The 20,308-nt window shown below is 63.6% G+C and carries 21 protein-coding genes, 3 tRNA genes and 1 pseudogene; 19 read left to right on the forward strand and 6 right to left on the reverse strand.

Annotated elements, in window-relative coordinates:
- Positions 1–20: 20 nt before the first annotated feature.
- The 3 genes from HHL08_RS13510 to HHL08_RS13520 all read left to right on the forward strand — a co-directional run bounded on the left by HHL08_RS13510 (position 21) and on the right by HHL08_RS13520 (position 3,781).
- Positions 21–1,331, forward strand: a complete 1,311-nt coding sequence (locus HHL08_RS13510; protein WP_169573688.1) for a 3-methyl-2-oxobutanoate dehydrogenase (2-methylpropanoyl-transferring) subunit alpha — start codon at positions 21–23, stop codon at positions 1,329–1,331.
- A gap of 68 nt (positions 1,332–1,399) precedes the next feature.
- Positions 1,400–2,404: an alpha-ketoacid dehydrogenase subunit beta gene (locus HHL08_RS13515; protein ID WP_169573824.1), complete on the forward strand. Its 1,005-nt coding sequence runs from the start codon at positions 1,400–1,402 to the stop codon at positions 2,402–2,404.
- Between the two features lie 6 nt (positions 2,405–2,410).
- Positions 2,411–3,781: a dihydrolipoamide acetyltransferase family protein gene (locus HHL08_RS13520; RefSeq protein ID WP_169573689.1), complete on the forward strand. Its 1,371-nt coding sequence runs from the start codon at positions 2,411–2,413 to the stop codon at positions 3,779–3,781.
- 41 nt (positions 3,782–3,822) lie between these two features.
- On the opposite strand, the gene HHL08_RS13525 is transcribed toward HHL08_RS13520, so the two are convergent.
- On the reverse strand, positions 3,823–4,308 hold the full coding sequence (locus HHL08_RS13525) for a hypothetical protein (protein ID WP_235955055.1): 486 nt from the start codon (positions 4,306–4,308) through the stop codon (positions 3,823–3,825).
- A gap of 168 nt (positions 4,309–4,476) precedes the next feature.
- Here HHL08_RS13525 and HHL08_RS13530 point away from each other — a divergent pair.
- The 4 genes and pseudogenes from HHL08_RS13530 (at position 4,477) to HHL08_RS13545 (ending at position 6,071) form a co-directional block, all read left to right on the forward strand.
- Positions 4,477–5,635: pseudogene (locus tag HHL08_RS13530) on the forward strand (AI-2E family transporter).
- Positions 5,636–5,677: 42 nt separating this feature from the next.
- A tRNA-Asp gene (locus HHL08_RS13535) sits at positions 5,678–5,754 on the forward strand.
- An 83-nt stretch (positions 5,755–5,837) separates the two neighbouring features.
- Positions 5,838–5,914 (forward strand) — tRNA-Asp (locus tag HHL08_RS13540).
- An 80-nt stretch (positions 5,915–5,994) separates the two neighbouring features.
- Positions 5,995–6,071 (forward strand) — tRNA-Asp (locus HHL08_RS13545).
- 29 nt (positions 6,072–6,100) lie between these two features.
- Here HHL08_RS13545 and HHL08_RS25930 read toward each other — a convergent pair.
- The 4 genes from HHL08_RS25930 to HHL08_RS13565 all read right to left on the reverse strand — a co-directional run bounded on the left by HHL08_RS25930 (position 6,101) and on the right by HHL08_RS13565 (position 7,647).
- Positions 6,101–6,337, reverse strand: coding sequence for a DUF2842 domain-containing protein (locus HHL08_RS25930; RefSeq protein ID WP_169573690.1), 237 nt, complete (start codon positions 6,335–6,337; stop codon positions 6,101–6,103).
- On the reverse strand, positions 6,334–6,921 hold the full coding sequence (locus HHL08_RS13555; protein WP_169573826.1) for a 5-formyltetrahydrofolate cyclo-ligase: 588 nt from the start codon (positions 6,919–6,921) through the stop codon (positions 6,334–6,336). Before HHL08_RS13555 ends, HHL08_RS25930 begins: the two co-directional genes overlap by 4 nt.
- Before the next feature lie 203 nt (positions 6,922–7,124).
- Positions 7,125–7,460, reverse strand: a complete 336-nt coding sequence (locus HHL08_RS13560) for a cell division protein ZapA (RefSeq protein WP_169573691.1) — start codon at positions 7,458–7,460, stop codon at positions 7,125–7,127.
- Positions 7,453–7,647 carry a hypothetical protein gene (locus HHL08_RS13565; protein WP_235955056.1) on the reverse strand — a complete coding sequence of 65 codons (195 nt, stop codon included), beginning with the start codon at positions 7,645–7,647 and terminating at the stop codon, positions 7,453–7,455. Before HHL08_RS13565 ends, HHL08_RS13560 begins: the two co-directional genes overlap by 8 nt.
- 192 nt (positions 7,648–7,839) lie before the next feature.
- On the opposite strand from HHL08_RS13565, the gene tkt reads away from it, so the two are divergent.
- The 3 genes from tkt (at position 7,840) to HHL08_RS13580 (ending at position 12,177) form a co-directional block, all read left to right on the forward strand.
- Entirely contained in the window at positions 7,840–9,804 is a 1,965-nt protein-coding gene (gene tkt / locus HHL08_RS13570) for a transketolase (RefSeq protein ID WP_169573692.1), read from the forward strand.
- A gap of 36 nt (positions 9,805–9,840) precedes the next feature.
- Complete coding sequence (gap, locus tag HHL08_RS13575) at positions 9,841–10,851, forward strand: type I glyceraldehyde-3-phosphate dehydrogenase (protein WP_169573693.1); 1,011 nt, start codon at positions 9,841–9,843, stop codon at positions 10,849–10,851.
- Positions 10,852–10,974: 123 nt separating this feature from the next.
- Positions 10,975–12,177, forward strand: a complete 1,203-nt coding sequence (locus HHL08_RS13580; protein WP_169573694.1) for a phosphoglycerate kinase — start codon at positions 10,975–10,977, stop codon at positions 12,175–12,177.
- Positions 12,178–12,195: 18 nt separating this feature from the next.
- On the opposite strand, the gene HHL08_RS13585 is transcribed toward HHL08_RS13580, so the two are convergent.
- Positions 12,196–13,395 (reverse strand): MFS transporter, encoded by a 1,200-nt coding sequence (locus HHL08_RS13585; protein ID WP_169573695.1) that lies wholly within the window; start codon positions 13,393–13,395, stop codon positions 12,196–12,198.
- Positions 13,396–13,656: 261 nt separating this feature from the next.
- On the opposite strand from HHL08_RS13585, the gene HHL08_RS13590 reads away from it, so the two are divergent.
- The 9 genes from HHL08_RS13590 (at position 13,657) to HHL08_RS13630 (ending at position 20,308) form a co-directional block, all read left to right on the forward strand.
- The gene (locus tag HHL08_RS13590) at positions 13,657–14,562 is read left to right on the forward strand and encodes a fructose bisphosphate aldolase (protein ID WP_169573828.1); all 906 of its coding nucleotides are present in this window, start codon (positions 13,657–13,659) and stop codon (positions 14,560–14,562) included.
- 190 nt (positions 14,563–14,752) lie between these two features.
- The gene (thiE, locus tag HHL08_RS13595; protein WP_169573696.1) at positions 14,753–15,460 is read left to right on the forward strand and encodes a thiamine phosphate synthase; all 708 of its coding nucleotides are present in this window, start codon (positions 14,753–14,755) and stop codon (positions 15,458–15,460) included.
- A 74-nt stretch (positions 15,461–15,534) separates the two neighbouring features.
- On the forward strand, positions 15,535–16,629 hold the full coding sequence (locus HHL08_RS13600) for a L,D-transpeptidase family protein (RefSeq protein WP_169573697.1): 1,095 nt from the start codon (positions 15,535–15,537) through the stop codon (positions 16,627–16,629).
- A complete protein-coding gene (locus HHL08_RS13605; protein ID WP_169573829.1) occupies positions 16,629–17,195 on the forward strand; it encodes a M23 family metallopeptidase in 567 nt (188 codons plus the stop codon). Before HHL08_RS13600 ends, HHL08_RS13605 begins: the two co-directional genes overlap by 1 nt.
- Before the next feature lie 256 nt (positions 17,196–17,451).
- Positions 17,452–18,018, forward strand: coding sequence for an elongation factor P (gene efp / locus HHL08_RS13610; RefSeq protein WP_169573698.1), 567 nt, complete (start codon positions 17,452–17,454; stop codon positions 18,016–18,018).
- Positions 18,019–18,080: 62 nt separating this feature from the next.
- On the forward strand, positions 18,081–18,404 hold the full coding sequence (locus tag HHL08_RS13615) for a hypothetical protein (RefSeq protein ID WP_235955057.1): 324 nt from the start codon (positions 18,081–18,083) through the stop codon (positions 18,402–18,404).
- Between the two features lie 39 nt (positions 18,405–18,443).
- Positions 18,444–19,259 carry an inositol monophosphatase family protein gene (locus HHL08_RS13620; protein WP_169573699.1) on the forward strand — a complete coding sequence of 272 codons (816 nt, stop codon included), beginning with the start codon at positions 18,444–18,446 and terminating at the stop codon, positions 19,257–19,259.
- A gap of 129 nt (positions 19,260–19,388) precedes the next feature.
- Positions 19,389–19,763 (forward strand): NADH-quinone oxidoreductase subunit A, encoded by a 375-nt coding sequence (locus HHL08_RS13625; protein ID WP_088184016.1) that lies wholly within the window; start codon positions 19,389–19,391, stop codon positions 19,761–19,763.
- Positions 19,754–20,308 (forward strand): NuoB/complex I 20 kDa subunit family protein, encoded by a 555-nt coding sequence (locus HHL08_RS13630; RefSeq protein ID WP_169573700.1) that lies wholly within the window; start codon positions 19,754–19,756, stop codon positions 20,306–20,308. Before HHL08_RS13625 ends, HHL08_RS13630 begins: the two co-directional genes overlap by 10 nt.

A 20,308-nucleotide genomic window follows, 5' to 3' on the forward strand; every position in this document is an offset into this window, starting at 1 on the left:
AATGCACCATAGGAGGCAGGATGAGCGATCCGACCGGATCAGGCGGCGTTGATAGGCAGGCTGGGGATGGGCAGACTGGACGCAATCTGCCGCCGCTGCGCCTGCATGTGCCAGAGCCGCCCGCGCGGCCCGGCGAAAGCGCCGACTTCACCCATTTCGAGATCCCCGCCGCCGATGCTGCGCCCCGCCCGGATGAAGCGGCGCAGCCCGGCGCGATACGCGACATGGCCTATGGCCTGATCCGCGTTCTGGACGAGGAGGACGCGGCGGTCGGCGCCTGGAATCCCAAGCTGCCGCCCGAAACGCTGCTGCGGATGCTGCGCTACATGGCGCTGACCCGCGCTTTCGACGCGCGTATGTTCCGCGCCCAGCGGCAGGGCAAGACCAGCTTCTACATGAAATCGACGGGCGAGGAGGCCGTGTCGATCGGTGCCGCGCTGGCCCTGTCGCGCGACGATATGTGCTTCCCCAGCTATCGCCAGCAGGGCATATTGCTCGCGCGCGACTGGCCGCTGGTCGATATGATGAACCAGATTTATTCCAACAAGGGCGATCGGCTGAAGGGCCGGCAGTTGCCGATCATGTATTCGGCGCGAGAGGCGGGCTTCTTCTCCATCTCCGGCAACCTGACCACCCAATATCCCCAGGCGGTAGGCTGGGCGATGGCAAGCGCGGCGCGGGGCGACACCCGCATCGCGGCGACATGGTGCGGCGAGGGTTCCACGGCGGAGGGCGACTTCCACAGCGCCTGCACCTTCGCCAGCGTCTATCGCGCACCCGTCATCATGAATGTCGTCAACAATCAATGGGCTATCAGCAGTTTTTCAGGCTTTGCTGGAGCGGAGGCAACCACCTTCGCCGCGCGCGCCGTGGGCTATGGCATTGCCGGCCTGCGGGTCGACGGCAATGACATCCTCGCCGTCTATGCGGCGACGCGATGGGCTGCCGACCGGGCGCGGTCCAATGCCGGGCCGACCCTGATCGAGCATTTCACCTATCGCGTCGAAGGGCATAGCACGTCGGACGATCCGACCGCCTATCGCTCCGTCGAAGAAAGCAGCCTCTGGCCGCTGGGCGACCCGATCGCGCGGCTGAAAGCCCATTGCATTACGCTTGGCATCTGGGACGAGGATAGCCACGCCGTCATGGACAAGGAACTGGCCGAACTGGTCCGCGACGCTGCGCGTGAAGCCGAGAAGAACGGCATATTGGGCCACGGCCTCCACCATCCGATGGAAAGCATGTTCGAGGATGTGTTCGAGGAAATGCCGCCGCATTTGAAAGAGCAGCAGCAGCAGATGCTGGACGAATGGAAGGCGGCGGGCCTGTGAGCGAAGCGATCGAAACAGAGGTTGTGAGCGAGGTCATGACCCAGGAAACTCCTGCCGACACCATCCACATGAACATGATTCAGGCGATCAACAGCGCCATGGACGTGATGATGGAGCGCGATCCGACCGTGGTCGTGATGGGCGAAGATGTCGGCTTTTTCGGGGGCGTGTTCCGCGCCACTGCTGGTCTGCAACAGAAATTCGGAAAAAATCGCGTGTTCGACACGCCGATCACCGAATGTGGGATCATCGGCGTGGCGGTGGGCATGGGCGCCTATGGCTTGCGGCCGGTGCCCGAAATCCAGTTTGCCGACTATATTTATCCCGCGCTCGACCAGTTGGTGAGTGAGGCGGCGCGGCTGCGTTACCGGTCTGCGGGCGAGTTCATCGCGCCGATGACGGTGCGCTCGCCCTTTGGCGGGGGCATCTTTGGCGGCCAGACGCACAGCCAGTCGCCCGAAGGCATCTTCACCCATTGTTCGGGGATCAAGACGGTGATCCCGTCCACCCCCTACGACGCCAAGGGTCTGCTGATCGCGGCGATCGAGGATAATGATCCGACCCTCTTCTTCGAGCCCAAGCGCATTTATAACGGCCCGTTCGACGGCCATTATGATACGCCTGCGACCAGTTGGGCAGGGCATGCCGATGCCCAAGTCCCGACCGGCTATTACCGGATCCCGCTGGGCAAGGCGCGGATCGCGCGGGCGGGCGGCGCGCTGACCATATTGTGCTACGGCACGATGGTCCATGTCGTCGAGGATACGGTCAAGACGCTGGGCATCGACGCGGAAATCGTCGACCTGCGCAGCCTGGTGCCGCTCGACATCGACACGATCGAGGCGTCGGTGAAGAAGACGGGTCGTTGCCTGATCGTGCATGAGGCGACCCGGACCAGCGGCTTCGGTGCGGAACTGTCCGCCCAGGTGCAGGAACGCTGCTTCTATCATCTGGAAGCACCGATTGCGCGCGTCACCGGCTTCGACACGCCCTATCCGCACAGTCTGGAATGGGCCTATTTCCCCGGCCCCGTGCGTATCCGCGAAGCCATCAACAAGATCATGAAGGACTAAAGAGTCATGGCTCTTTTCACGTTCAAGCTGCCGGATATCGGCGAGGGCATTGCACAGGCCGAGATCGTCGGCTGGCACGTCAAGGTCGGCGACAAGATCGAGGAAGACCAGCCGATCGCCGACATGATGACCGACAAGGCGACGGTCGAGATGGAAAGCCCGGTTTCGGGCACCGTGATACGCCTGGCCGGCGAGCCGGGCGACCAAGTGTCGATCGGCGCTATGCTGGTGGAGATTGAGGTGGAAGGCGATAGCGGCGCCGCGCCGCCGCCGTCGGTGGAGGTTATCGAGGCGGAAACGGTGGGGTCCGAAGATATCCTCCCCGATACGGGGAGGGGGACCGCCGACGCAGTCGGTGGTGGAGGGGGTGTGCCGCTTGAGATGCCCGCCGAAACGACCACCCCGCCATCGACGGCTGTGCAAGAGGCCAGCCCCCTCCACCAGCCTGCGGCTGTCGAAACGAGTCACGTGCCTCGTTTCGACCCTCCCCGTGCCGGGGAGGAAATGGTTTTAGCCTCTCCCGCCGTCCGCGCCCGCGCCAAGGAACTGGGCGTCGATCTGACCCAGGTGAAGCCGTCCGGCGATCATATCCGCCATTCGGACCTCGACGCCTATCTGCTCTATGGCCAAGGGCAGGGCTATCGTCCCGCCGGACGGTCCGCGAAACGCGCCGACGAACAGGTCAAGGTGATCGGCATGCGCCGCCGCATTGCGGAGAATATGGCGGCGTCAAAGCGTAACATTCCGCACTTCACATATGTCGAGGAAATCGATGTGACGGCGCTGGAGGCATTGCGCGAGCAGCTCAATGGGGCACGGGGGGATCGGCCCAAACTCACCATGCTGCCGCTGCTGATCGTCGCGCTGTGCAAGGCGCTGCCCGACTTCCCGATGCTCAACGCCCGTTATGATGACGAGGCGGGCGTGGTGACGCGCCATGGATCGGTGCATCTGGGGCTGGCGACGCAGACCGATGCGGGCCTGATGGTGCCGGTGATCCGCGATGCGCAGGACCGTAATGTCTGGCAGCTTGCGACCGAAATCCGTCGCCTGGCCGACGCCGCGCGCAGCGGCAAGGCGAAGTCGGAGGAGCTGTCCGGCTCCACCCTGACGCTGACCTCGCTCGGCCCGCTCGGCGGGATCGCCACCACGCCGGTCATTAACCGACCCGAAGTGGCGATCATCGGCCCCAACCGCGTGATCGAGCGTCCCGTTTTTGTTACCAACAAGATGGGGGGTAAGGAGATCGTCGCCGCGAAGCTGATGAACCTGTCGATCAGTTGCGATCATCGCGTAGTCGATGGCTGGGACGCCGCCAGCTTCGTCCAGGCCGTGCGCAAGCTGCTGGAGGCACCAGCCTTCCTGTTCGTGGACTGATCGGCATCACGGGCCGGGCGGCGTCGCGTCGCCCGGTTCCCCTAACGCATGACCGCGCGATAACTGATCCGCCCGGTCCGGCCCGGCGGCACGGCTTCGGGCAGTTGCCAGCGTATATGGGTGACGTCTTCCACCACGGCTCGGCGCATGCCGCCCAGCGGCGTCGGTAGCCAGAACTGGTCGAGCCGCCCCCAATGACCGCCGCCGTCAACCGACACCTGCATATGGGGATCGTTCAGGTCCGGGCGCGTGCGGGGCGGGACGGCGCGCGTGACGGCGAAGTCGCGGACGGGCTGGGTGCTGGCGTTGCGCCAATGGACGATCACGATCAGCGTGTCGCCGGGGCCGACCCGGTCGGCGCTCGCCAATGTCCGGCGCGGGCGGCCGTTAATGTCGGTCGATACGCGCTCCACGAACGTCTGCGTGCCAAGCCGCATCGCCGGCTGCGCAGCGACCGGTTGCGCGGCCGTCAGACCCGCCGCCAGAGCCAGCCCCATGGGCAATGAGGCCCAAAGCGTCCGCGTCATTCTCTTCCCCGTTCTTGCGTCCCCTGCGTCTACCCCTAGTGGAGGCGCGCAAATATTTGGTTAAGCCCGCCTTTTCCTCCTCTGCCCACGCGGTGACGCCCTTTGTAAATTGACGCTGCACCGCGGGCAGCGCACATCGGATGGGAACGAAAAGGGAATCGACCGGGTGTGACCATGAATGAGCAGCAAGAGGTCAACCGGCGCCGCGACCGGCTGCTCGCATCGATTGCGCTGACGTCGGGCATCGGCCTGATCCTGGCGCTGCCGTTTGCCCTGAGAGCAGGGGCGGAATTTTTCCTGCCACTGACCGCCGCGCTGGTCATCGCCATTGCGCTGGTGCCGTTGCTGGAGTGGATGGAGCGGCGCGGGTTGCCTTCGGGGCTGGCGGCGCTGATCGCGATGATCGGCTTTCTGGTCGTCGCCAACACCGCGCTGGTCCTGATCGTGGTGCCGGCGACCGACTGGTTCCGCATCCTGCCTCAGCGTTTGCCGCAGATTCAGGCGAACCTCGCCCCGCTGATCGACTTTTACGCCAATCTCCAGCGCTTCGTGGATGAAACCGTGCGGATGATCGCGAACGGCACGGTCGCGGCGGCGCAGACGGCGGCGGTCGATGCGCCGCGCTCGCTGCTCCAGTTCGCCGCCACATCGGCCCCGTCCGCGATCATCCAGATGGTGTTCGCGCTGCTCATCATCTATTTCTTCCTGGCTGGCTGGCTGGACCCGGCTGCGGCGGCGCACGATTAACAGCCGCGGCAGCTTCGATGGTGCCATGGCGGTGGCGCGGGTGATCCAGAATATGGTCGATGCGACATCGGCCTATGTCATCACCATCGCCACCATCAACCTGTGCCTGGGCGCGGCGATCGCCTTTGCGCTGTGGCTGATCGGCATGCCCTCGCCGCTGATGTGGGGCGGCATCGTCGCGCTATTGAATTTCATTCCCTATTTTGGGCCGATGCTGGCCGCAGTGCTGCTGGGGCTGGGCGGCCTCATGGTGTTCGACGACGTCTATGTCGCGTTGCTGCCTGCGGGCTTGCAGGTGGGCTTTCATCTGGTGGAGGCCAATGTCGTCACGCCGATGCTGCTTGGCCGGCGGCTGACGATGAACCCGCTGCTGATTCTCGTCTCGCTGGCCTTTTGGGGCTGGGTCTGGGGCACGCCGGGTGCGCTGCTCGGCGTGCCGCTGCTCATCATCATCCAGACCGTCGTTCAGGCGGCGGGAACGCCCGATATTGCAGGTTTCCTGTTCGAACAGGGGACGTTGACCGTGGCCCCGCGCAAAGAAAATGACGAGAAACAGGAAAGTCCCGTTGCGGACGGTTGACAGCATCGCAGGACGCTCATAGACGGCGCTTCCACACCAAACGCGGGTGTAGCTCAGTTGGTTAGAGTGCCGGCCTGTCACGCCGGAGGTCGCGGGTTCGAGCCCCGTCACTCGCGCCACTTTCCTTGACCGGAGGGTGGAAATGGTGTTCCAGGCCGTATCGTCTGGTGATCTGCAAGGTCACGAAAAGATGCCACCCTGCGCGGGTGTAGCTCAGTTGGTTAGAGTGCCGGCCTGTCACGCCGGAGGTCGCGGGTTCGAGCCCCGTCACTCGCGCCACTTTCCCTGACAGGAAGGTGATTTCTCCCAGATCGGCATCATCTGGCGGCTTTCGGGTCGATGAAGATGCAGCGCCTTACGCGGGTGTAGCTCAGTTGGTTAGAGTGCCGGCCTGTCACGCCGGAGGTCGCGGGTTCGAGCCCCGTCACTCGCGCCACCGCTTCGATTATGCGGTGGGAAGAAGGTTTAGCGCCAGCGCCCGGTTTCCATCCAGGCGAGCAGCCGCCGGAGCGGCAGTATCCATATCCACACGATCCCCAGCACGACGTAGATGGGTGCCTGCACCCACATCGGCAGCGCGCCGATCAGTCCCGACAGGCTGCCCACCAGCACGGCCCAGAGCGCGATCAAGCCGACGATCGCGAACATGCCCACCGGCTTGCGCCAGCTGGGCTGGTGATAATGGCGCGGGTCGATGCTCACAATTCCGGTCCTTCGATCAGTTCGACTTCGGTCATGATGATGTCCAGCGGCAGATCCCAAGGATCGGCGGGCACAGCGTCGATCTCCTGCGCGGACCAGGCGATACCGACCCGCAGCGCATCGGGAAAGCGGGCGAAGGCGCGGTCATAATAGCCGCCGCCCTGGCCAAGGCGATTCATTGCCCGGTCAAACCCGACCAGCGGCGCAATGATGACGTCAGGCGTCACCGGTCCGTCGCCCGGTTCGGGATGGCTGGTGCGGAACAGGCCGGGGACCAGTTGATCTTCGGGCTGCCAGGCCAGGAAATCCATGCTGCCCAGCCGGTCGAGCACGCGCGGCAGCGCCACGGTCTTGCCCAGCGCCTGCAACTGCGCGGCCATGCGCTGGGCCGGCGCCTCGTCATCCACCGCCATATAGAGCGCCACGACTTGCGCATCGGCGATCCGGCGCGCCAGGGGCGACGGGATTGCCTTGAACGCCAACCGGTGGGCCAGCGGATCGAGCGTGGCGACGAAATTGGATCGCCTCTGCCGCGCGATCGCGCGCAATGTCGTCTTGTCGGCGGCGGACATATCGTCGCTCATCATGGCCTTCTGGAAAAAGCGGGCGGGAGGAGGGTGACGGGACCACCTTGGCCGTGTGCTGGAATATCCTCTGACGCCTCAACGTCAGGTGGGGACCATGTAGATCGGGCCGGAACCCGCCCAGGGACAGCCCCCTTGGATGTGATTATCGCCTCAGGGATGTTCGCTAAAGCTCGTACCAGGCAGAACCCGTCAAAGCCAATCTAGGCGTTCCCGGTCCGGGCGGCAAGCCGGTCGCGCAGCTTTTCTATGCGCCCGGCCAGCGCCTCGATTGCGCGGGCGCTCGGTTCGTCATCGCCGTCCAGTGGCAAGCTTGTCTGCCGCCCCGCGACTTCGCGCTTCAGATCGTTCAGTTCGTCCGCCAGGAACAGAGCGGCGAACAGCAAGGTGCGGACTTCGGTCAGGCCCGGCGTGCTCTGTTGCGCCACGCGCGACTTGTCCTCGATCAGCGTTGCAAGATGGCCCAGATGCGCCTCTTCCCCGTCACGGCAGCGGATCGCATAATGGCGCCCGGCGATTACAAGCGTCGTTTCAGCCATGGGCGTGCCCTTTCAGCGTATCGATCAGATCGTCCAGCGATCGCAACGCTGCGCGTGCGGCAGCCTGGTCCAATATGGGAAGGGGGTTGGCCGGGGCGGCATCCGCCAGACCCGCCACATCCTGTTCAAGCCGGCTCACAGCGCGCTCCAGCGTGCCGATCGCCTGCATCATGCGGTCGCTTGCCATCGTCCATCCATAGCGAAAGTCGCGGCCATGCAAAAGCAGTCTTTATGGCCGATTGCAGCGCTGTTCTCACGATTCGTGCCGCCGCTGCGGTTGACGCATGGGGCTTGACGCGACAAAGGGGGCGCGATCTCGACTCGCCTGCACGTGCGCGGGCGCCGTCCTTATGCTTGCTTCAGAAAGACGCCCGCCCGCATGACCGTTTCCGAAAAGTCGCTCGCCAACGCCATTCGGGCGCTGTCCATGGACGCCGTGCAGGCCGCCAATAGCGGTCATCCGGGTATGCCGATGGGCATGGCGGATGTGGCGACGGTGCTGTTCGGCGACTTTCTGAAATTCGATCCGACCCAGCCCAAATGGGCCGACCGCGACCGTTTCGTGCTGTCGGCCGGCCATGGATCGATGCTGATCTATTCGTTGCTGCACCTGACCGGCTATGCGCGGCCCACGATTGAGGACATTCGCAATTTCCGCCAGTTGCACAGCCCCTGCGCCGGTCACCCGGAGAATTTCGAGCTGGCAGGCGTGGAAGCGACCACCGGTCCGCTGGGGTCGGGCCTGGCCACCGCGGTCGGCATGGCAATCGCCGAGCGGCATCTGAACGCGCAGTTCGGCGACGATCTGGTCGATCACCGGACCTGGGTGATCGCGGGTGACGGCTGCTTGATGGAAGGTATCAACCATGAGGCGATCGGCCTCGCTGGCCACTTGAACCTGGGCCGCCTGATCGTGCTGTGGGACGATAACAAGATCACCATAGACGGCGCGGTCGACCTGTCGAGCAGCGAAGACGTGCGCGCCCGTTATGTCGCAACCGGCTGGCATGTCGTATCGTGCGATGGTCATGATGTGGCCGATGTGCGCCGCGCGCTGGCCGAAGCGATCGCCGATCCGCGCCCCTCGCTCGTCGCCTGCGCGACCAAGATCGGCTATGGTTCGCCGAACAAGGCGGGCACGTCGGGCGTTCATGGATCGGCGCTGGGCACGGACGAAGTCGCCGCCGCGCGCGAATTTCTGGGTTGGACCGCCGAACCTTTCGTTATTCCGGCCGATATTGCCGATGCATGGAAAGGGATCGGCGCCAAGGGCGCGGACGTTCGCGCCGCGTGGGAAGATCGTCTGGCGCATAACGAGAATGGTGCCGAATTTAGCCGTCGCATGGCGGGTGAACTGCCCGCCAACTTCTCGCTGGAAGCCTATATCGACAGCCTGATCGCCAATCCGCAGAAGGTCGCAACCCGTAAGGCGAGCGAACTGACGCTAGGCGCGATCAACGACCTGTTGCCCGAAACGCTGGGCGGATCGGCTGACCTTACCGGCTCCAACAACACCAAGACCAAGTCGACCGGGCCGCTGACCAAGGACGATTATTCGGGTCGCTACATCTATTATGGCATCCGCGAATTTGGCATGGCGTGCGCGATGAACGGCATGGCGCTGCATGGCGGCGTGATCCCCTATGGCGGCACCTTCCTGGTCTTTTCCGACTATATGCGCGGGGGTATCCGTCTCGCGGCGCTTCAGCAGCAGCGCGTCATCCATGTGCTGACCCATGACAGCATCGGCTTGGGCGAAGATGGCCCGACCCACCAGCCGATCGAGCATGTCATGTCGATGCGGATGATCCCCAATCTGGACGTCTATCGCCCGGCCGACATCGTCGAGACGGCGGAGTGCTGGGAATTGGCGCTCAAGGATGCGACCGGCCCGTCGGTGCTGGCGCTGACCCGCCAGAACCTGCCGCAACTTCGCACCGAAAAGAGCGAAAATCTCTCGGCCAAGGGTGGCTATCGCCTGCGCGCCGCGGGTGCTGACCGCAAGGTGGTGATCATGGCGACCGGATCGGAAGTCGAGATCGCCGTCGACACCGCCAAGTTGCTGGAAGAACAGGGCATCGGCGTCGATGTCGTGTCCATGCCAAGCTGGGCGCATTTCGACGCGCAGAGCGCGGCGTATAAGGCGGACATCCTGCCTGCCGACGTGTTGCGCGTGTCGATCGAAGCCGGGACTACTTTTGGCTGGGAACGCTATACCGGCATTGCGGGTCTGCGCTTTGGCATCGACAGCTTCGGCGCGTCGGCCCCGGCCGAAGTGCTTTACGATCATTTCGGCCTGACCGCCGTCAAGATCGCGCCCCGGATCGTGGCCGCTCTCAACTAATCACCCGAACAACAACACCTTAAGGAGGCTAGTGCAGTGGCAACAAAGGTAGCAATTAACGGTTTCGGACGTATCGGCCGCCTGGTGGCGCGCGCCATCCTGTCGCGCACCGACCATGACCTGGAACTGGTCAGCATCAACGATCTGGGCGACGTCAAGTCCAACGCCCTGCTGTTCAAGCGCGACTCCGTGCATGGCAATTGGGCCGGCGACGTCAGCGTGGATGGCGATTTCCTGGTCGTCGACGGCAAGAAGATCAAGGTGACCGCCGAGCGCGATCCCGCCAACCTGCCGCACGCTGCCCTTGGCGTCGCCATCGCGCTGGAATGCACCGGCATCTTCACGACCAAGGACAAGGCGAGCGCGCATCTTACCGCCGGTGCCAAGCGCGTCATCATTTCCGCGCCCGGCACCAATGTCGATCGTACCGTCGTGTTCGGCGTCAACCATGACGCGCTGACCGCCGACGACATCGTCATCTCGAACGCCAGCTGCACCACCAACTGCCTGGCCCCGCTCGCGAAGGTGCTGAACGATGCGATCGGCATCGAAAGCGGCTTCATGACGACGATCCACAGCTACACCAACGACCAGAACACGCTGGATCAGTTGCACAGCGACATGCGCCGCGCCCGTGCCGCTGCCCTTTCGCAGATCCCGACCTCCACTGGCGCGGCCCGCGCGGTGGGTGAGGTTCTGCCCGAATTGAAGGGCAAGCTGGACGGTTCGTCGATCCGCGTGCCGACGCCCAACGTCTCGGTCGTGGATCTCAAGTTCATTCCGAGCCGCCCGACCACCAAGGACGAGGTCAACGCCCTGCTCAAGGCGGCTTCGGAAGATGGTCCGCTCAAGGGCGTGCTGGGCTATTCGGACGAGCCTTTAGTATCGATCGACTATAATGGCGATCCGCGCAGCTCGACCGTCGACAGCTTGGAGACCGCTGTGGTCGATGGCAAGCTGGTCCGCGTGCTCAGCTGGTACGACAATGAATGGGGTTTCTCGAACCGCATGATCGACACCAGCGGCGTCGTCGCGAAGTTTCTGTAAGCACACGAACGGACTAACCTCCGTTCGCCCTGAGCTTGTCGAATGGCCTTTCTTTTCTGCGAGGGAGAGGACAGGGCTTCGACAGGCTCAGCCCGAACGGGCTGGGTATTCAGGGGAAAAGACATGACCAAGCCCTTCAAGACGCTCGACGATATGGGCGACATCACCGGCAAGGTGGTGCTGGTGCGCGAAGATTTGAACGTGCCGATGCAGGATGGCGCGGTCAGCGACGATACTCGCCTGCGTTCGGCTATGCCGACTGTGCTGGAACTGGCCGATCGGGGCGCCAAGGTGTTGATCCTGGCGCATTTCGGCCGTCCCAAGGGCCAGAAGAACCCGGAATATTCGCTGTCCAAGATCACCCGGCCGCTGAGCCAGGTTCTGGGCCGCGAAGTGCAGTTCATCCCCGATTGCCAGGGGGAGGCCGCCGTCGATGGCATCGCGGTGATGCGCCCCGGCGACATCGCCATTCTCGAAAATACCCGTTTTCATGCCGGCGAGGAAAAGAACGACCCGGCACTGGCCGAGGCGATGGCGGCGATCGGCGACCTCTATGTCAATGACGCCTTCTCCGCTGCGCATCGCGCCCATGCCTCGACCGAGGGGCTGGCCCATAAGCTGCCCGCTTTTGCCGGTCGTTCCATGGAAAAGGAACTGGATGCGCTGCAGGCGGCACTGGGCGAACCGGTCAAGCCAGTTGCGGCGGTTGTCGGCGGCGCCAAGGTATCGACCAAGCTCGACGTGCTTAACAATCTGGTGAAACAGGTCGATCACCTGATCATAGGTGGCGGTATGGCGAACACTTTCCTCCATGCCCGCGGAGTCGATGTCGGCAAATCACTGTGCGAGAAGGATCTGAGCGACACGGCCGAAGCGATTTTCGAGGCTGCCGAAGCCGCCGGCTGTACCATTCATCTGCCTTATGACGTGGTGGTGGCGAAGGAATTTGCCGCCAATCCTGCGTCCCTGCGCACCTGCAACGTGCATGAGGTCGCGGCGGACGAGATGATCCTGGACGTCGGCCCGGCCGCTGTCGAGGCGTTGGCCGACGTGCTCAAAAACTGCCGCACATTGGTCTGGAACGGTCCGCTTGGCGCGTTCGAGATGGCCCCGTTCGATACCGCGACCGTGGCGCTGGCCCGGACTGCGGCGGCGCTGACCAAGGAAGGCCAGTTGACGTCGGTTGCCGGTGGCGGCGATACCGTCGCGGCGCTTAACCATGCAGGCGCAGCGGCCGATTTCACCTTCGTCTCTACCGCCGGCGGTGCCTTTCTCGAATGGATGGAAGGCAAGGAACTGCCGGGCGTCAAGGCGCTGACGGCCTGATTCGATAGCGACCGGGGGTCAGCGCGCGATGCTGGCACCCCGGTCGAACAGCAGGAAGGCCAGGGTCGCGACCCCGCCGATGGCCGCACCCGCCAGAGCGCTGGCGGTCCAGCCGCCTGCTTCATAGGTGACCGATCCGATCACCGACCCAAGCGCGCCCACCAGGAACATGACGGTCACATAGGCGGCATTGATGCGGCCGCGCGCATGGGGATCAAGCGAGAAGATCAGCTTCTGCCCCGTGATCTGGCTCATCTGCACCGCGCCGTCGATCAGCACAGCCATGATGGTGAAGCCGATCAGGCTGCCCGCGGCTACGCTCCAGTCGGCGAGCAGAAAACCGACCGTCAGTCCGATCAGCCCGATCAGCGAGGCGGGGCGGGTCAGGCGGCGATCGGCCATCCATCCCGCGATCGGCGCCACCAGCGCCCCGCCAGCGCCGGCCAGCGCAAAGGCGCCGATGCCGGTATGGCCGAGGTGAAATTCATGGATCAGCGCCAGCGGCGCGGCGGTCCAGAACAGGTTAAACGCTGCGAACATCGCCGCCTGATAAAATGCGCGCATCCGCACGACACGATGCTTGACCAGTTGATCGAAGGTCGACGCCAGCACGTCGCGATAGCGCATCCCGCCCTTGGGCTTGCGTTGCGGACAGGCGGCGAGCAGCGCCACGCCCACCATGGCCATGACGACTGCGGAGACGATGAAGGTAGCCCGCCAGCCGACCGACCCGGCCAGGAAATTAGCGATCGGGCGCGACAACATGATGCCGAACAGCAGTCCGCTCATCACCGTGCCGACCACGCGGCCCTGCTTTTCCGGTGCGGCGAGGTGCGAGGCGAGGGGGACCAGCACCTGCGCCCCGGTGGCGCCCACGCCGGTCAGGATGGAGGCGACCAGGAAGCTGGTCGGCCCGCTGGACAGGGCGATGGCGATGCAGCCGATGGTGGTGGCAGCAATCGACGTCAGCACGATGCGCCGGTTTTCTAACAGGTCGGCCAGCGGCACCACCAGGAACAGGCCCGCGCCATAGCCAAGCTGGGTCAATGTCGTGATCAGCCCCGCGACGCTGGGGGAAAGGCCAATTTCCGGTCCGATCACGTCGATCAGCGTCTGAGCATAATAGAGGTTGGCGACGATCACGCCGCACGCCACCGCCATGAGGAGGATGGCGGCAGGGGAGAGATTTGCGGGTTTTTCGGCGGGGATGCTGGTCATGCCTGCCCTATGGGTCGCAAGACGCAACCTTTCAACCCGGCCTTCCTAATTGTGCGATGCAGCGGAACCGGCTGGACCAACCGTTTTTCCGGCTACGGTGGCATCAGCACGCCCCTTGCGGTGCGGCATGGGACTGGCTACCAGCCGGAATACCGGCGATAACAACAAAAAGTCGCACCCGGCCGACAGGTGGTGGAGCATCTGTCGATCATCTATTTTTCGTGCCGCCAGGAGGCGGCGCCCAAGGGAAGGTATGTGCAGATGCTGGATCAGGATATGAAGCAGAAGATCGCGACAGGCGAAGGCTTTATCGCGGCGCTCGACCAGAGCGGCGGATCGACGCCCAAGGCGCTCAAGGGCTATGGCGTGGAAGAAGACGCCTGGACCAGCGAAGAAGACATGTACGGCCTGATCCACGCGATGCGCAGCCGGGTCATCACTTCGCCCGCCTTCACTGGCGATAAGGTGCTGGGTGCGATCCTGTTCGAACGCACCATGGACGGCACCGTCGACGGCAAGCCCACCCCGCAGGCGCTGCTCGATCGCGGCGTGGTGCCTTTCATCAAGATCGACAAGGGTCTGGAGGATGAGGCGAACGGCGTGCAGTTGATGAAGCCCAATCCCGATCTCGACATCCTGCTGCACCGATCGAAGGCGCTGGGCGTGTTCGGCACCAAGGAGCGTTCGGTCGTGAACCTGGCTAACCGCGAAGGCATCGCCGCCGTGGTCGCGCAGCAGTTCGCCATCGGCAACCAGGTGCTCGCCGCTGGCCTGATGCCGATCATCGAGCCGGAAGTGAACATCAAGTCGCCCGAACGCGCCGAGGCCGACCAGATCTTGCTGGAGGAAATCCTCAAGAATCTCGACGCCTTGCCCGATGGTGTTCAGGTCATGTTGAAACTGTCTCTGCCTGCCAAGGCCGGCCTCTTCGACCCGCTGGTCGATCACCCCGCGGTGCTGCGCGTCGTCGCGTTGTCGGGTGGTTTCGCCCGTCCAGAAGCCTGTGTCGAACTGGCCAAGAATCGCGGCATCATCGCCAGCTTCAGCCGTGCGCTGCTCAACGATCTGCGTCACCAGATGACCGATGACGAGTTCAACGCATCGCTGGGCGAAGCGATCGACGAAATCCACGCCGCATCGACCGCCAAGCAGCCGGTCACGGCCTGACGTGTAATACCGGGCGGATCGTCTACGCCCGGTATTGTCACCACCTCCGTTCGCCTTGAGCCTGTCGAAGGGCTTCTCGTCTTAAGAAGCAAGGGGCTCCGACAGGCTCAGCCCGAACGGATGAGAGTTTGGGCATTTCATTCCAGCACTGCGCCCTTGGCGTACTGGCGCGAATGGCTATAAAGCGCCCATGACCGATTTTACCGATGAAGAGCTGGCGCTCGACCCGCATTTCGCCGACCAGTTCGAGCCGGGCTTTCGCCCCGCCTGCCAACTCTACCTGATCTCCCCGCCGGCCATCGACGATGGCTTTCTCGATCAGCTCGCGGCCGCGTTCGATGGCGGCGGCGTTGCGGCGTTTCAGTTGCGGCTCAAAGGGATAGATGATCACGCTATCGCCGCGCTCGCCCCGCCGATCCAGGCGCTGTGCGCGGAGCGGGAGGTCGCCTTCATCGTCAATGACAGCATTGGTTTGGCCAAGCGGCTCAATGCGGACGGGGTCCATCTGGGGCAGGAGGATGGCGACCCGCGCGACGCGCGCGAGCAATTGGGGCCGAAGGTGCAGATCGGCGTGACCTGCCATGACAGCCGCCATCTGGCGATGGAGGCGGGCGAGGCGGGGGCCGACTATGTCGCGTTCGGTGCTTTCTATCCCAGCACCACCAAAGAAACGCTCCACCGCGCCGAGCCGTCGATCCTGGGGTGGTGGACGACCCTGTTCGAACTGCCCTGCGTCGCGATTGGTGGCGTGACCGCTGACAATGCCGGGCCTCTGGTCGCCGCAGGGGCGGATTTCCTGGCGGTCAGCAGCGCTGTGTGGAACCACCCTGACGGTCCGAAGGCGGGCGTCGCCGCCTTTGCCGAAGTGTTGGCGAGCAAGCCGCCGCCGCCGCGCTGAGCGGAGTGGTTCGGCGCATCGCAGCCTTCCGCGTCTTCGCGCGTTCTCTGCTCATCTGATCGGAGAGAATCGCCTTGAAAAACCATCTGTTGCTTGTCGCCCTGCTGTGTAGCGCCTGCAATGTCAGCGTTACCGACGCCAATAGCAGCGCGCCTGCGGATAACGCCGTCCAGCCCGCCAACGCGGCCAACGCCGCTGCCGCCGTTAAGAGCGACGCTTACGCCTTTCAGGTTGTGCAGGAACAAAATCCCCAGCAACCCAATCGCTTTCTCATGGCGCAGGTTGCGCTCGACCGCTGGGGATTCTCGCCCGGCGTGTTGGATGGCAAGGACGGCATGAGTTTCAAGGCGGCCCTGCGCGGTTTTCAGGAAGCCCATAATCTGCCCGTTACCGGCACCTTCGATCAGAAGACCAGCACAGCCCTGCTGGAAGGCGAGCCGCGGCCGACAACCTATCTGGTGCGGATTCCAGATGATTTCGCCCGCGGTCCCTTTTTCGACCTCCCACGCGGGAACCTCAACGAACAGGCCAAATTGCCGGCGCTGACCTATCGCAACCTGCTGGAAAAGGTCGCCGAACGCTTTCACACCACGCCCGAAGCGTTGATCGCGCTCAATGCGCCCAATACGAGGGTCGGTGCGGGTACGACCATCCGCGTGCCGGCGATCGACAACCAGCCGGTCGCCACGATCGAGGGCGACGAGCGCGGTTGGGGCGAGACGCTCGCCAGCCTGGGCGTCGCGAAGGATCAGCCTCAGGCCGATCATCTGGTCGTCGACAAGTCCGAAGGGCTGCTCAAGGTCTATAACGCCGAAAACCGCCTGATCGCGCAGTTCCCCGTGACGACGGGATCGCAACATGATCCGCTGCCGCTGGGCGAATGGACGATTAAGGGCGTCAGCCGCAATCCCGATTTCCACTATAATCCCAACCTCTTCTGGGACGCTTCTGCCAAGGACCAGAAAGCGGTTCTGAAGCCCGGACCCAATGGTCCGGTCGGCGTGGTGTGGATCGACCTGTCGAAGGATCACTACGGCATCCACGGCACGCCGGAGCCGCAGACGATCGGCCGCACCGAAAGCCATGGCTGTATCCGCCTGACCAATTGGGACGCAGCGCGACTGGCCCAGATGGTAAAGAGCGGGACCAAAGCTAAGTTTCAGGCATGATGAGGCCGCGACTGTGGGGGAGCGTCGCTTCGGCGCTGCTGCTCTGCGTCGCCTTCGCCCATTTCTGCGTCCGGATCGTGCCCGCCGACGCGCCGTCCGGGCCTACGCCCCAGTCCGCTGGCCCGGCGACCAACGGCCCGTTGCTGATCCCGGTCGAGGGCGTGCCGGCTTCGGCGCTTGCCGACACTTTCACCCAAGCTCGCGCCAATGGCGCGCGGCCGCATGACGCGATCGATATCATGGCGGCGCGGGGCAGGGCGGTGCTGGCCGCGGCTGACGGCTGGATCGAAAAGGTCTTCTGGAGCGAAGATGGCGGTCGCACCCTCTATCAGCGGTCGGCTGACGGGCGGCTGCTCTATTATTACGCTCATCTCGACAGCTATGCGCCCGGCCTTCGGGAAGGGCAGGCGCTGCGTCGCGGCCAGCGGATCGCCACGGTCGGCAGCACAGGCAATGCCGATCCATCCGCGCCCCATCTGCATTTCGCGGTCCATGTCATGAAGGCCGGCGAACCCTGGTATGGCGGACGCGCGATCAATCCCTATCCGCTGTTGGCGCGCCGCTGACCTGTCCTACACAGGTCGCGTCTGTTACACCGATATTTACCGCACTGCGTGTTCCCGCCTACGCAGGGAAGATGTCCGCTATTTGGAAACAAAATTTCCCGCATAGGAAACTTCCTGACGAAACCGGCGGGAAAAGTGCGAAGTTAAGCGTCGGGGGCCACCCCCTTGCCCTTCGCGCCGTCCCGCGGTAAAGGCTCGCCCAGCCTCAAAGAGGCCGGCTCTTTTCCACCTTCAGACATATAGGCAGGCTCTTCCCATGGCGAAGATCAGCGGCGTGGACATTCGTCCCGGCAATAATATCGAATATGAGGGCGGCCTGTGGCGCGCCGTCAAGATCCAGCATACCCAGCCCGGCAAGGGCGGCGCCTATATGCAGGTCGAACTCAAGAACCTGATCGACGGCCGCAAGAACAACGTCCGTTTCCGCTCCGCCGAAAGCGTCGAGCGCATCCGCCTCGACACCAAGGATTTCCAGTATCTCTATGCCGAAGGCGACATGCTCGTTTTCATGGACAATGAGAATTACGAGCAGATCAACCTGCCCGCAGAATTGCTGGGCGATGCGGCCGACTTCCTGCAGGATGGCATGGAAGTGACGCTGGAAATGTATGATGAGCGCCCGATCTCGGTTCAGTTGCCCGACACGATCGAGGCGACCGTGGTGGAAGCCGACGCCGTGGTGAAGGGCCAGACTGCTTCGGCCAGCTACAAGCCCGCGATCCTCGACAATGGTGTGCGCGTCATGGTCCCGCCGCACATCGTCAGCGGCACCCGCATCGTCGTGGACGTCTATGCCCGCGAATATGTGAAGCGCGCCGAGTGATGCCGATGGACGGCAACAGGGCATGGGCCGCTCGATTGGCACTTGGCCTCGCGATCGCCGTCATGCCGGCTGCGGTTCCCATCCAGGCTATGGCGCAGGCGCAAGCGGCGCCCACCAAGGCGCAACTGGACAGCGCGGCCTATGTGCTGCGCATCGTCACCAGCGCGCTTCAGTCGAACGAGATCGAAGCGCCGGTCAAGAGCGCGCTGTTCGATTGCCTCTATTCCAATTCGGTGTCCAAGGTCAGCGAGGCGACGGACAAGGTCATCGCCGCCAATGCCGGCAAGGTCGATCGGAAAGATCCGTCGCAGATGCTGGCCGTGATCGCCGGCGTATGCGGCTATCGCCCCGCCGCCCCGGCCGCCAAGCCCGCCCCGAAGAAATAATCCAGCAGGCCGTCCCACCGGGGGCGGCGGAGAAACATTATGGCATCGCATTCCGGCCTTCTCACCGTCATGGAGCGCGCCGCGCGCAAGGCGGGATCGAAACTCCGCCGAGACTTCGGCGAAGTCGAACATCTTCAGGTGTCCCGCAAGGGACCTGCCGACTTCGTGTCCAAGGCCGATCATCAGGCGGAAAAAACGCTCGTCGAAGAATTGCAGAAGGCGCGTCCAGACTGGGGCTTCCTGCTGGAAGAAGGCGGCGTGATCGACGGCGATCCCACGAAGCCGCGCTGGATCATCGATCCGCTCGACGGCACCACCAACTTCCTGCACGGCATCCCGCACTTTGCCATCTCGATCGCGGTCGAAGAACCGCAATATGGCAGCGCCAAGCGCGAGATCACAACCGGCCTCATCTATCAGCCCGTCACCGACGAGAGCTATTGGGCCGAAAAGAACCGGGGTGCCTGGCGGCATGACCAGCGTTTGCGAGTCTCGGCGCGGCGCGACCTGGCCGATTGCGTGATCGCGACCGGCATCCCGTTCATGGGCCATGGCGATATGGCCCAATGGACACGTGTCTATGGTGCAGTCGCCCCTTCCGTCGCGGGCATCCGGCGCTTCGGTGCCGCCTCGCTCGATCTCGCCCATGTCGCTTCGGGCCGCTATGACGGCTATTGGGAAAGCGGGCTTCAGCCCTGGGATGTCGCCGCTGGCCTGCTGCTGGTGCGGGAAGCGGGCGGTTTTGCGAGCGATTTCCGCGGTGGCGACCAGTCGATCGAGCGCAAGGAAGTGATCGCCGGCAACGATGCGATCCACAGCAAATTGCACAAGCTGGTGGCTGGCGCGCTGCGTTAAAGCCCGGTTAGGCCAAGCGCTTCAAGCGCTTGGCCTTTTTGCGATTCATTCTCAGGGCGTTGGCCCCTTGCTTCGCATATGCAGCAGGCCTAAAGCGCCCCCAACAACCTTTTCGCCCAGGGGAATCCGTTGGTCGATCTTGCCCAATATCTGCCGATCCTGATCTTTCTCGGGGTCGCCTTGCTGCTCTCCGGCACCTTCGTCTTCCTGCCGATGCTGGTGGGCCGGCTGACCGGCGCACATAAGCCCGAACCGGCCAAGCTGTCCGAATATGAATGCGGTTTCCCCGCGTTCGAAGAACCGCGCAGCCAGTTCGACGTCCGCTTCTATCTGGTCGCCATTCTCTTCATCATCTTTGATCTTGAAGCGGCGTTCCTGTTTCCGTGGGCGGTAAGCCTTGACCAGATCGGCTGGGCCGGCTGGGCAACGATGATGATCTTCATAGCGGAGCTGGTGCTCGGTCTCGTCTATGCGTGGAAGAAGGGAGCACTCGATTGGGAGTAGAACTCTATAACCCTGCGCCTGGCACCTTGCCTCCGCAGGGCACGCAGCCCGACCAGGATTTCTTCAATTCGCTCAACAGCGAAGTGAATGACAAAGGCTTCCTGGTCACCTCGACCGAGGACCTCTTCACTTGGGCGCGGACCGGTTCGTTGTGGTGGATGACATTCGGCCTGGCCTGCTGCGCGGTCGAGATGATCCACGTCAACATGCCGCGTTACGACATGGAGCGTTTCGGCGCCGCGCCGCGCGCGTCACCGCGCCAGTCGGACGTTATGATCGTCGCGGGCACGCTGTGCAACAAGATGGCGCCGGCGTTGCGCAAGGTTTACGACCAGATGTCCAATCCGAAATATGTCATTTCGATGGGCAGCTGCGCGAACGGCGGCGGCTATTATCATTACAGCTATTCGGTAGTGCGTGGCTGTGACCGCATCGTGCCGGTCGACATCTATGTGCCGGGTTGCCCGCCGACCGCCGAAGCGCTTCTCTATGGCGTGATGCAGTTGCAGCGGAAAATCCGCCGTATCGGGACGATTGAGCGCTAA

Origin of the sequence: Sphingobium psychrophilum (assembly GCF_012927105.1) — a bacterium.
GTDB classification, from domain to species: domain Bacteria; phylum Pseudomonadota; class Alphaproteobacteria; order Sphingomonadales; family Sphingomonadaceae; genus Sphingobium; species Sphingobium psychrophilum.